Genomic DNA, 12,469 nt, shown 5'->3' with positions numbered 1-12,469 from the left:
GGTTATGCTAATAAACATATACCCTCTAATTGACATTTCAACCCTAAATATTCATTGTTTTCAATCAAAACAAAAACCCTTTTTCACTAATTGCGAAAAAGGGTTCATTAATTTTATTTTCTATCTTTAATTCGTTGAATGGGTATGTCGGCCGAAATGTCATTGATCACCCAACTCGCACAAATTAGCCCTGCAACAGATGGGACGAATGCATTTGACGCTGGAGGCATTTCTGCTTTACGAATCGGCGCGTTTGGATTACCGACCGTATCTACAACGTCCTCTCGAATGACAATTGGACTTTCATCTGAAAACACGACAGGGAGACCTTTTGAAATCCCTTCTTTACGCAGTCGCAAACGAATCACCTTTGCTAAAGGATCAGTATGTGTTTTGGATATGTCGGCAATTTGTAACCGAGTCGGATCCATCTTATTCGCTGCACCCATACAAGAAATAATTTTCACATTTCGTGTAATGCATTCTTTGGCAAGATGGATTTTATAACTAATCGTATCGGAAGCATCGATGACATAGTCTGGTTGATAACTAAAAAATTCATCGGCTGTTTCTTCTGTATACCACATATGAAGTGCAATGACTTCACAATCTTTATTAATATCAGCAATTCGTTCTTTCATGATTTCGGCTTTAGAACGTCCTACCGTTGATAAATAAGCAACGAGTTGTCGATTAATATTTGTAATATCGACATCATCTTTGTCTACAAGAATGATACGCCCAATCCCGCTTCTTGCACACGCTTCAGCTGCGAATGAACCAACGCCTCCCACACCTAAAATAGCGACTGTTTTATCACGCATTCTTGCTACGCCTTCTGTACCGATGGCGAGTTCATTTCTTGAAAATTGATGCAACATATGTAATTCCGCCTTTCTATTCAAAACAACTTTTTAATGAAGCTGTAAGATTCATTCATTAAATTTATTTTTCCCACTAAAAAACCTCTCCGTATTACACAGAGAGGATTAAGTTTCAACATAAGCACGAATCCCGAATGTGCCGTCTTTGTAATATCGTTTTGAACCTGCGTTCGGCAGGTGGGTGTTCTCTTTAGATTTTCTGAAGTCCTTTTTTAAAAAAAGGCATGTCATACAGTCTAAAATACAAACTCCCTACGATAGAAGTGTTGGGTCAAAACAGACTTTCAAATAACGAACACTTCAGGATTCGTATTACTTATAGATTACCATACTTCAAAATGAAGTTCAAATGTTTTCTTTGAATTAACTTTCAATTCCGTTAATTATTTACTAGGATTCGCTATTTTAATGCCTAGTTCAGCCAATTGAGCACTGTCCACTTCATCAGGTGCATTTGTTAACAAGTCACTGGCGCTTGCTGTTTTAGGGAATGCAATTGTATCTCGTAAATTCGTTGCCCCCGCAAGAATCATCACAATGCGGTCTAATCCGAATGCAATTCCTCCGTGTGGCGGTGTTCCATATTCAAATGCATCGAGTAAAAATCCAAATTGCTCTCGTGCTGCCTCTTCTGTGAAGCCAAGTGCTTCGAACATTTTCTCTTGAACATCACGTTGGTAAATACGGAGTGAACCTCCACCTAGTTCATAACCATTTAAAACGAGGTCATAGGCTTGTGCTTTTACTTCATCACGATTGGATTCTAATTGCTCTATATTGGCAGGCATTGTGAACGGATGGTGAGCTGCAAAATAACGGCCTGCTTCTTCATCATACTCAAATAACGGCCATTCCGTCACCCATAGGAAATCAAATTTCGACTCATCAATCAGGTTACGTTCTTTACCAAGTTTTACACGGAGCGCGCCTAATGCGTCTGCGACAACTTTCTTTTTATCAGCAACAAAGAGTAACAAGTCACCCGCTTCAGCATCGGCAACGTCTGTTAATGACTGTTCCATATCGCCTTCAAAGAATTTTGCAATAGGTCCCGTAAATCCTTCTGCTGTAACTTTTAACCAAGCGAGTCCTTTGGCACCGTAAAGTCCTGCATATTCTCCTAAAGCATCAATGTCTTTACGAGAATAATCATCAGCACCATTTTTCACATTAATTAATTTTACTTGTCCGCCTGATGCGACTGCGCCGCTAAATACTTTAAATGGTGCATCTTTAACAACTTCTGAAACGTCCGTTAATTCCATCTCAAAGCGCGTATCCGGTTTATCTGAACCGAAACGTGCCATCGCTTCGTCATATGGCATTCTTCTAAATGGGATGTCAATATCAATGCCTTTTACATTTTTCATCACTTTTTGCATGAGACGTTCGTTTAGTTCAATAATTTCATCGATGGACATAAAACTCATTTCCATATCGATTTGCGTAAATTCTGGCTGTCGATCCGCACGTAAATCCTCATCGCGGAAACAACGTGCAATTTGATAATAACGGTCAAAACCAGAAACCATTAACATCTGTTTAAATAATTGTGGGGATTGCGGCAATGCATAAAATTCACCTTCATGCACACGGCTCGGTACGAGATAGTCGCGTGCGCCTTCAGGTGTTGATTTCGTTAAAATAGGTGTTTCCACTTCTAAAAAACCTTCATCATCTAAGAAGTTCCGCACTGTACGCGTAATGTCCGAACGCATTTTGAAAGTGCGCGCCAGTTTTGGCCTTCTTAAATCTAAATAACGGTATTTCAAACGAATTTCTTCATTAACATCCGTTTCATCTTCAATCATAAATTTCGGCGTTTTTGCTTTATTTATAATTGATACTTCTTCTACCTGCACTTCAATTGAACCTGTTTTCATATTTGGGTTCTTTTGATTTTCTTCACGGGCAATGACTTTCCCCGTAACGCTTAAAACGAACTCGTTACGAATCTTTTCAGCAGTTGCCAATGCTTCTTTAGAAAGGTCAGGATTAAAAACAGTCTGAACCAGTCCTGTACGGTCCCGAAGGTCAATAAAAATTAAACCGCCAAGGTCTCTTCTAATTTGCACCCAACCTTTTAAGGTTACTTTTGAACCGATATCTTTTTCTGTCACTTCTCCGCAATAATGTGTACGTTGCATGTTTTCATCAGCCTTCCTTATCCGCTTGTAATATTTTTTGTACGACTTCAGCCGTAGAAATTTTTTCCTGCTGTCTCGTTGCCATATTCCTTAACATCACAACATCTTCTTCTACTTCCTCATCACCAATTACGATGACATGATTCGCTTCTAGACGGTCAGCTGATTTCATTTGCGCTTTCATTCTACGATCCGTGTAATCCATGTCGGCACGTAATCCATTTGTCCGCAATGCACTTAACACCTTCGCGCCAGCTCGTTTTGCACGCTCTCCTAATGTCACCACATACACATCCAGTGTAGGCGCTACTTCAAATGAAACACCTTCTGCTTCCATCGCGAGAAGAAGACGTTCGATACTCATTGCAAAACCAATGCCTGGTGCAGTAGGACCACCAATCTCTTCAACTAAACCATTGTATCTACCGCCACCACAAAGCGTTGTAATCGCTCCGAAGCCTTCTGAAGTACTCATAATTTCGAATGCAGTATGGTTGTAATAATCCAAGCCGCGAACCAGATTTGCATCTACTTCAAACTCAATGCCTGCATCTTCTAAATAACCTTTCACCGCATCAAAATAAGCAACCGATTCTTCATTTAAATAATTTGAAAGAGAAGGCGCAGATGCAATGAGTGGATTGTTACTATCCACCTTACAATCTAAAATACGAAGTGGATTTTTATCTAATCTCGTTTTACAATCCGAACAGAACTCATCAATATGTGGGGTAAAGTGTTCAATTAAAGCAGCTTTATGAGCACTGCGACAAGCTGTATCCCCCAATGAGTTAATGACCAACTTTAATTTTGAAAGACCTGCACGTTTATACACATCCATTGCTAATGCAATCACTTCTGCATCAATTGCAGGGTCGTTACTACCAATTGCTTCGACGCCAAATTGAACAAATTGACGGTATCGTCCGGCTTGTTGACGCTCATAACGGAACATTGGCCCCGAATAGTACAACTTCACCGGTTGGTCAGGATAGCCAAACATTTTATTTTCGATAAACGAGCGTACTACTGAAGCAGTGCCTTCAGGTCGTAACGTGAGCGAACGATCACCACGGTCTGTAAATGTATACATTTCTTTTTGAACGATGTCAGTTGTGTCCCCAACTGTTCTTTGAAATAACTCTGTTTGTTCAAAGATTGGCGTTCGAATTTCTTTATACCGATAAACATCACACACTTCACGTATGATTTGTTCAACTTGTTGCCACTTCCACGTTTCAGCCGGCAAAATGTCTTGTGTACCTCTTGGGACTTTAAAATTCATCAAGATTCTCCTCTCATTAAAAACCATTATAGTAGGTGGATTTCCGTACCTATTATTAAACACAAAAAAGACTCCCACCCCTTGCATATTGCAAGGGACGAGAGCCTAATAGCTTCCGCGGTTCCACCCTAATTGGCGTATTGTACGCCCACTCGTAATTCGGATAACGGCCGATTCCGTCTTTACCTACTCATCTTTTCATGCTTTCGATAAAGAGCCTCGGTGGTGTTTTTCATCATAATTGTTTGTAGGTTGGATTTCAGCCACGTCCATCCCTCTCTGAACAAACAGATTTATCATTACTTTCCACGTCTTCAGCAAATTTTATAGTTAGTTACACTTTATCTTAATAATTATATTGCATGATGTCAACCTTTTCGCAAATAGTGTAGTTTTATGTATTGAATTGTCTTATAATAAGTTTTAAAGGAGTTGATTAAATGAAAATAAAAAGAATAGCAATATTGGTTCTTGCATTTATATTTACACTTACTTTTATTACAAGTGAAATGAAGACGAACGCACAGCCAAATGAAACAACCGTGGCAGCGAACTCCCTCAATGTACGCACAGGCCCAGGTCTATCCTTTGATGTGATTGATTCCTTAAAACACGGCGAACAAGTTGAAATCATTTCAACTTCAGGTGATTGGTTAAAAGTAAAATATAAAGGACGAACGGGTTGGATTGCTTCCTGGCTAACTACTACAAATAAACAGGGTCTTAATATGCAAACTGAAATCGTCTCTCAAACAGATGCGCTAAACTTTCGAGCAAGTCCATCCGTGAATGCACCTATTTTAACACGAATGAACGCGGGAGATAAAGCAACACTAATCAGCCGTGAAGGCGAATGGGTTTTTGCACAATTTAACGGAACGAAAGGCTGGGTACATCAACAGTTTATATCTGAAGTAACAGCCCAACAGGTAAAATCGAAAGAACAACCTCAATCCTTTGAAAACTACGAATCATTTACTGTTCTGGTTGATGCTTTAAACGTTCGAAAAAAAGCAGACTTGTCGTCCAAAAAAATTACTACAATACATAATGGTGAAACGTTTCCTGTTCAACAAATTGAAGGGAATTGGGTACAACTAAAAATTGATGACAAAAAAGATGGCTGGGTTTATTCTTTTCACGGAGAGCTTACGCATAATAAAGCTTCTCAATCAAAGACCTATGACAAAAATCGAAAAGTGACTGTTCTTACTAACGGAACAAATATTAGAGAATCTGCAACAACTTCTTCATCCATTGTCAGCCGAGCAAATGCTGGCGAACAGTTTACGATTAAAGAAGAGCATGGAGATTGGTACGAAGTCATTTTATCGAATGACCAATCTGCGTTCATCGCAAAATGGGTCGTATCCATTGAAGGAGATGCACTTACACCTACATCTACTACGAAAAAACCTAAACGAGTGCCTGGTACACTTAAAGGACTTACGATTGTAGTCGATCCAGGGCATGGCGGAAATGATAGAGGTACAACAGGCGCTAGGGGTACATTAGAAAAAACGATTACGCTGAAGACAGCCGAACTGCTCGTTGCAAAGCTTCAAGCTGCCGGAGCTACTGTCCACCTAACAAGAGATTCCGATAATTACGTGTCACTTCAAAAAAGAGTTTGGATAAGTCAACAGCAGAATGCTGATGCTTTCATTAGCATCCATTATGACGCTAACCCTGATTCATCTATTTCAGGTTTCACAACATATTATCAATATCGCAATCAAGCAGCATTAGCAAAATCTATTAATAACGGGCTCCAATCTAGTATTTCACTTAGAAACCGCGGAGCCCAACCAGGAAATTATTATGTGTTGCGCGAAAACAGACAAAACGCTGTACTCGTTGAACTTGGTTTTTTATCAAACCCGTCAGAGGAGCTAACAGTAGACAGCAACCGTTTCCGCGATCAAGCAACATACGGAATATATAAAGGGATTTTGAATTATTTTGATGCGAGCAGTCAATGATGTATGTATCATTTATACGGAAATTCAACCTATTAATTTAATAATACTATCAAAAATCCTTAAGCGATCATGCACGCTTAAGGATTTTTAAGTTTATTATTTAGACTCAACAATAATCGTAACTGGTCCATCATTAACCAGCGAGACGTCCATCATCGCTCCGAAAACACCAGTTTGAACTTTTAGTCCTTCTTCTTCTAATTTTTCATTGAATAGTTCCCATAAAGGTTCAGCTTGCTCAGGGCGTGCCGCATCGATAAAACTTGGACGGCGCCCTTTTCTTGTATCACCATACAGAGTAAATTGTGAAACGGAAAGAATCTCCCCATGAACATCTAAGATGGATTTATTCATTTTTCCTTCTTCATCTTCCCATAAACGAAGGTTAGCGATTTTTTTGGCAACATAAGACACATCTTCTTCGCTATCCGTATGTGTAAGCCCTACAAGCAATACATATCCTTTATCAATAGCTCCCGTCACTTCCCCGTCAACTTTGACATTGGCAGGGCCTGTTCGTTGTAATACGACTCTCATTTATCGTTCACCCTTCATTAATTAATGACGCGCTCAACGGAATAAATATCGCGCACTTGTTTAATGCGGTCCACAATTCTATGCAAATGTGCGATGTTTTGAATTTTGATTGACATATTTATTTTCGCGATATTGTCTTTATCCGCTTTACCACTTACCGCGACCATTGTTGTTTTCGTTTCCGCAACAACCATCATCACTTCATTTAATAAACCATCACGATCAAAAGCAGAAATTTCAATATCCACTTGGAATTCTTTGCGGTCATCAGTTTGCCCTACTGCCCATTCGACACCGATAAGTCGATTGTCATCTTCTTTTGTATATTGAACGTTTGGACAATCAGCACGATGGACAGAAACACCTCGTCCTTTCGTAATGAAACCAACAATATCATCTCCGGGAACTGGATTACAGCATTTCGACAATCGGATTAATAAATTTTCGATACCTTTTACAATCACACCAGATTCCGTTATCCGAGTAGGTTGATTCGACTGCATATCTGTTACGATTTTATTGATTTTGTCTTTTTCTACACGTTCTCTTTTTAGTTTTTCAGCTAGACGATTCACAACTTGTTCCGCCGTAATTCCATTAAATCCAACGGCTGCACACATATCTTCCTCTGATGCGAAATTAAACTTATCGCATACTCTTGAAATGTTTTTAGTGGTGTATACATCTTTGACCGGAAATTCTTGGTCTCGGATTTCTTTTTCAATCATTTCGCGACCTTTTTCTATGTTCTCTTGTCGCAATTGTTTCTTGAAAAATTGTCTAATTTTATTTTTCGCTTGAGATGAATGAGCAATTTTCAGCCAATCTCTGCTTGGACCAAATGAATTGTTGGATGTTAATATCTCAATAATATCACCAGTATGTAATTCAGAATCAAGCGGAACCATTTTTCCATTTACTTTCGCGCCGATTGTCCGGTTACCTACTTCGGAATGTACGCGATATGCAAAGTCAATTGGCACAGATCCTGCCGGCAACTCGATAACATCACTTTGCGGCGTAAAAACATAAATCATATCTGAGAATAAATCAAACTTCAAAGATTCCATAAATTCTTCCGCGTCCGAAGATTCATTTTGGAATTCTAAAATCTCTCTAAACCATGTAAGTTTAGAATCAATATCTTGTGGATTATTACTCGCATTTTTACCTTCTTTATAAGCCCAATGCGCCGCAACACCGTATTCGGCAATCTTATGCATTTCTTCAGTACGAATTTGCACTTCTAATGGGTCTCCACCGGGGCCTACTACGGTCGTATGGAGAGATTGATATAAATTTTGCTTCGCCATTGCAATATAGTCTTTAAATCTGCCAGGCATTGGTTTCCATAACGTATGAATGATCCCCAGAACGGCATAACAATCCTTAATACTTTTCACAATGATTCGAACCGCTAATAAATCATAAATCTCTTCGAATTCCTTTTCCTGTATAACCATTTTTCGATAGATAGAGTATAAATGCTTTGGTCGACCTGATAAGTCCGCCTCGATATTCATTTTATTAATTTCGGTTTTCATTTGGTCCATTAAATCTTTTAAGTAATCTTCCCGCTCAACTCTTTTTTGTTTCATCATGTTGACGATACGGTAATATTGCTGCGGTTTTAAATAGCGCAGCGCAATATCTTCCAATTCCCACTTAATTGTTGAAATCCCTAGACGATGCGCTAACGGGGCAAATATTTCCAATGTTTCCGCTGAAACACGGCGTTGTTTTTCAACTGGAACATGTCTTAACGTTCGCATATTATGTAGACGGTCAGCAAGCTTTATTAAAATGACTCGGATATCTTGAGCCATTGCCACAAACATTTTTCTATGGTTTTCAGCTTGCTTCTCTTCTTTCGACCTAAATTTTAGTTTTTCTAGTTTAGTAACGCCATCGACAAGCATCGCAACTTCTTCGCCGAAATCTTCGATAATATCATCTCGACTGACCTCAGTGTCTTCTACGACATCATGAAGAAACCCTGCTGCAACCGTAGCTGGATCCATTTGTAACTGTGCTAGAATGCCTGCAACTTGAACCGGGTGAAGGATATATGCTTCGCCTGAGCTTCTATATTGCCCCTCGTGTGCAGATTTCGCCGCTTCATATGCTTTTTTTACGAAAGCTACATGTTCATCATTCATATACGAAGAGACGAGCGTGAAAATATCTTCAGCAGTCATATCCCTATCCTTCGCCATATGTAAAGCTCCTTTCAAATCGGGACTTTGGTATCTTTAGGAAAGACAAGCCTAAAGGTCAATCATTCTAAGTAACAAAAATCCCATTGCCATTGTATAGTTTGTTCTATGATAAAGTTCTTTCGCTCACTGTGCTTTTTTAATTTTAACAAAGACATCATAGCAAAACAAATTAATATTTTGAAAAATGACCTTTCTCCCTATCATAAGCTTTTCAACAAGAAGATGCAAAAACCTAGATTATTGAAATGATATGACGTGTAACGTTTCATTTCTGCCTGGCAAGCATTTTTTTCAACTGCGCTCTAGAAAAGACGAATGTCTTTAAGCTATTTATAAGACCATTCGGACAAACAATATAACAAAAAAGACCGCTCCCCCTCACAAATTAATATGTTTGGAGGGGAATGCATGGTCAGTTTGTTTCAAATGCTTTTTATTAAAGTTAGTACGTAATTAGTGCGCGCATATCATATCCTTTTAACTTGTCACGTCCATTTAAGTAGGAAAGTTCGATGATAAATGCACAGCCGACAACGATGCCACCAAGTTTTTCAACAAGTGCGATTGTTGCACCAATTGTCCCACCAGTCGCTAATAAATCATCTACAATTAGAACCCTTTGACCTGGCTTAATCGCATCGCTATGAATCGTCAGTGTATCTTGACCGTATTCGAGATCATAATCTACGCTTACCGTTTCACGCGGTAGTTTTCCCGGTTTACGGACAGGTGCAAATCCAATCTCCAGCGCGTACGCAACCGGACATCCAATAATAAACCCTCTTGCTTCTGGTCCCACAATAAGATCGGTATTTAATTCCTGTGCGTATTTTACAATTTCATCTGTTGCAAATTTATACGCTTCTCCGTTATCCATAATCGTTGTAATATCTTTAAAGGTAATGCCTTCCTTTGGATAATCTGGCACAACCGTTACATAGTCTTTTAAATTCATTATTGTTCCTCCCTATCGATCGTTCCACAACGTATCGTGTCAAACCATCGTTTCAATTCATTATATGGCGCATACAGTAATTTCTTTTCAAGTTCCATTTTACGCTCACGTCTTTTGTACGTAGGCGCTTCTGTTAAATCACGTTTTTCACTCGTTTCCATCAGCGTAATGACACCATCTTCAATTTTAACAAATCCTAAATCAGAAAACACCTCTGACATGAAAAAAACGACATCATTTTTCCACCCTTTATGTTGTGCGAGTTTCTCACCGTTTGTTTTCAAGTCAAAACTGCCTCGACTTTTAAGAAAGCTGTAATACCAACCAAATTGTTCGCGTCCTGGAATTGCGTCAAAATATGTCGATTCAGGAACGTGGAAATGAGCGTAAATTCTGCTTGGCTCACTTTCTTTTACTACTTCTTTCAATTGTGTTGCGTCATTCGGCAGATCAAGCAGGATTAGCGACTCGTTAGTTGGTAGTTGATGTTCACCGTACAATTGAATTGTATGTCCATTCATTGCTGGACGTAATTGTTTGATTGTTCGTTCTTGGAATGCAAAAAATGTTGATTTTGTATTCGGTACAGTATGTAACCAACGTGATACTTCTCGAATCCCTCGCAAATCAAATAATTGCCACTCACTTGAATGAATATCCTCTACTAATAGTTGTGGCTTTTTATTGCCATTCCATTCATTTATTTGTAGATCCCCAACGATTGAAAATCGAATGCCCGGACTTATATGATCCGCAAGCTCTCCTAATCCAAAACCAATTGCATCAAGTCTTTCTGTACCATCCGTCAATTCTACCTTTAAGTGATTGCGTGCGGCACCAATTTTTCGTATCGAAGCAGCGGAAACATCTTCAATTAAATAAGTCGGCTTTTCAAAATCCATGCCGAACGGTCGTAATACATCAAGCGATTGTAAAATATTAACGTCGATTTCATCTAACGAAAGCGGCACATCAATCGCCAATTTGGGAATAAACTGCTCTTTCGTCATCGTCGCTTCAGCTTGCTCAATTAACTGTTCGCGTAATAAAGCGATATGATCAATTTCCAACGACAAACCTGCTGCGACTGGATGACCACCAAAATGTGATAAAATCCCAGCATTTTTTGTCAGTTCCTCATACATATTAAATCCTTCAATACTTCTAGCAGAACCTTTTGCCATGCCGGTTTCATGGTCTAGTGACAGAATAATTGCTGGACGATAATATTTATCCGTTAGTCTAGACGCAACAATCCCTACAACACCTGGATTCCATCCTTCTTTGGCAAGAACAAATACAGCTGGAATATCATTGCCATACATATTTTGAACCATTGCTTCCGCTTCTTTTGTAATCGTAGAAACGATTGCCTGACGTTCTTTGTTGTACTCATCAAGTTCTTCTGCAAGACCCGAAGCAATCAAAACATCTTCTGTTTTCAATAATTCAACTGCAGGTGCAGCGTCTCCAAGTCGTCCTGGTGCGTTCAAACGCGGCCCTATCATAAACCCTATAGATTCTTCCGTTAATTGGTCTTGCGCGGTTCCCGCAACTTTGGCCAGTGCCTGTATGCCAGGTCGCCGTGTTTTCCGCATCAATTCAATTCCTTTTTTAACGAAATAACGGTTTTCTCCCCGCAAAGGGACTAAATCTGCAACAGTTCCAATTGCAACGATTTCCAATAAATCTTTTGGGATTTCCCCCAATAATGCACAAGCTAATTTAAATGCCACCCCAACGCCTGCTAAATCCGGAAATGGATATTTTCCTTCAGGATGTCTTGGATGAAGAATTGCATCAGCTTCCGGCCATACTTCTCCAGCTTCGTGATGGTCAGTAATAATAACTTCCATCCCAAGCGTTTTGGCAAAAGCAATTTCATCAATGCCAGACACACCATTATCGACAGTTATGATCATCGATGCGCCTGCTTCATAAATTTCTTGAAACAAATCTTTATGTGGGCCATATCCGTGTTCAAATCGATTCGGAATGACGAAAAACACATCGGCACCAAGACGTTCTAAAGCAGTCATTAATACGGTTATACTGGTGACGCCATCACAATCATAGTCGCCATAGATAGCAATTTTTTTATTCAGTTGAATCGCGTTTTTAATCAGTTCAACTGCATGGCCCATTTGATGGAATAAAAAAGGGTCATGTAAAGAAGTTTCATCAGTATTTAAAAAGTCTTTTGCCTCATTTATATTTGTAATCCCTCTTGAAATTAATATTTTAGCATGGACAGAAGGAATATTTAGTTCCTCTGTAAAATGATTCACTAACTTTTCATCGGGTCTTTCAATCAACCATTTTTTCATTGATTCTATCAAGCTATTCACATCCTTATTTCTATTGTAACGGATGCTTGCGTTATCTTAAAGAAAACGAGAAGCATTTTCTAACAGTAAAGCAAATGAACTTCCTGAGGACCTATTTCACAGAAAAAAGCAT

Annotated in this window: 8 protein-coding genes, 1 other RNA gene and 1 other annotated feature; of the genes, 1 reads left to right on the top strand and 8 read right to left on the bottom strand. The window is 39.1% G+C overall.

Annotated features, from left to right (window positions below):
- Positions 1–113 precede the first annotated feature (113 nt).
- The 4 genes from BI350_RS08905 to hisS form a co-directional block, all read right to left on the bottom strand.
- On the bottom strand, positions 114–881 hold the full coding sequence (locus BI350_RS08905) for a tRNA threonylcarbamoyladenosine dehydratase (RefSeq protein ID WP_075527775.1): 768 nt from the start codon (positions 879–881) through the stop codon (positions 114–116).
- Between the two features lie 126 nt (positions 882–1,007).
- Positions 1,008–1,194: non-coding RNA, 6S RNA (gene ssrS / locus BI350_RS08900), on the bottom strand.
- Positions 1,195–1,267: 73 nt separating this feature from the next.
- A complete protein-coding gene (gene aspS, locus BI350_RS08895; protein WP_075527774.1) occupies positions 1,268–3,031 on the bottom strand; it encodes an aspartate--tRNA ligase in 1,764 nt (587 codons plus the stop codon).
- Between the two features lie 7 nt (positions 3,032–3,038).
- Positions 3,039–4,316 carry a histidine--tRNA ligase gene (gene hisS, locus BI350_RS08890; protein WP_075527773.1) on the bottom strand — a complete coding sequence of 426 codons (1,278 nt, stop codon included), beginning with the start codon at positions 4,314–4,316 and terminating at the stop codon, positions 3,039–3,041.
- A 90-nt stretch (positions 4,317–4,406) separates the two neighbouring features.
- Positions 4,407–4,640: a binding site (T-box leader), on the bottom strand.
- A 116-nt stretch (positions 4,641–4,756) separates the two neighbouring features.
- Here hisS and BI350_RS08885 point away from each other — a divergent pair.
- The gene (locus BI350_RS08885; protein ID WP_075527772.1) at positions 4,757–6,298 is read left to right on the top strand and encodes an N-acetylmuramoyl-L-alanine amidase family protein; all 1,542 of its coding nucleotides are present in this window, start codon (positions 4,757–4,759) and stop codon (positions 6,296–6,298) included.
- A 96-nt stretch (positions 6,299–6,394) separates the two neighbouring features.
- Here the strand turns inward: BI350_RS08885 and dtd are convergent, their stop codons facing one another.
- The 4 genes from dtd to recJ form a co-directional block, all read right to left on the bottom strand.
- Positions 6,395–6,835, bottom strand: a complete 441-nt coding sequence (gene dtd, locus BI350_RS08880; RefSeq protein ID WP_075527771.1) for a D-aminoacyl-tRNA deacylase — start codon at positions 6,833–6,835, stop codon at positions 6,395–6,397.
- Between the two features lie 17 nt (positions 6,836–6,852).
- Positions 6,853–9,051, bottom strand: a complete 2,199-nt coding sequence (locus BI350_RS08875) for a RelA/SpoT family protein (RefSeq protein WP_075527770.1) — start codon at positions 9,049–9,051, stop codon at positions 6,853–6,855.
- A 445-nt stretch (positions 9,052–9,496) separates the two neighbouring features.
- Complete coding sequence (locus BI350_RS08870) at positions 9,497–10,009, bottom strand: adenine phosphoribosyltransferase (RefSeq protein WP_075527769.1); 513 nt, start codon at positions 10,007–10,009, stop codon at positions 9,497–9,499.
- Positions 10,009–12,348 (bottom strand): single-stranded-DNA-specific exonuclease RecJ, encoded by a 2,340-nt coding sequence (recJ, locus tag BI350_RS08865; protein ID WP_075527768.1) that lies wholly within the window; start codon positions 12,346–12,348, stop codon positions 10,009–10,011. The genes BI350_RS08870 and recJ overlap by 1 nt, the downstream gene beginning before the upstream one ends.
- Positions 12,349–12,469: the final 121 nt, after the last annotated feature.

The organism is Sporosarcina ureilytica (genome assembly GCF_001753205.1).
In the GTDB taxonomy this organism is placed as follows: domain Bacteria; phylum Bacillota; class Bacilli; order Bacillales_A; family Planococcaceae; genus Sporosarcina; species Sporosarcina ureilytica.
Note: the sequence above shows the minus strand (reverse complement) of the source record. Positions and strands in the feature narration are given on the sequence as shown.

Coding starts and splice junctions, on each gene's coding strand:
- BI350_RS08905 (WP_075527775.1), bottom strand. CDS start 881: ATGTTGCATCAATTTTCAAGAAATGAACTCGCCATCGGTACAGAAGGC.
- aspS (WP_075527774.1), bottom strand. CDS start 3,031: ATGCAACGTACACATTATTGCGGAGAAGTGACAGAAAAAGATATCGGT.
- hisS (WP_075527773.1), bottom strand. CDS start 4,316: ATGAATTTTAAAGTCCCAAGAGGTACACAAGACATTTTGCCGGCTGAA.
- BI350_RS08885 (WP_075527772.1), top strand. CDS start 4,757: ATGAAAATAAAAAGAATAGCAATATTGGTTCTTGCATTTATATTTACA.
- dtd (WP_075527771.1), bottom strand. CDS start 6,835: ATGAGAGTCGTATTACAACGAACAGGCCCTGCCAATGTCAAAGTTGAC.
- BI350_RS08875 (WP_075527770.1), bottom strand. CDS start 9,051: ATGGCGAAGGATAGGGATATGACTGCTGAAGATATTTTCACGCTCGTC.
- BI350_RS08870 (WP_075527769.1), bottom strand. CDS start 10,009: ATGAATTTAAAAGACTATGTAACGGTTGTGCCAGATTATCCAAAGGAA.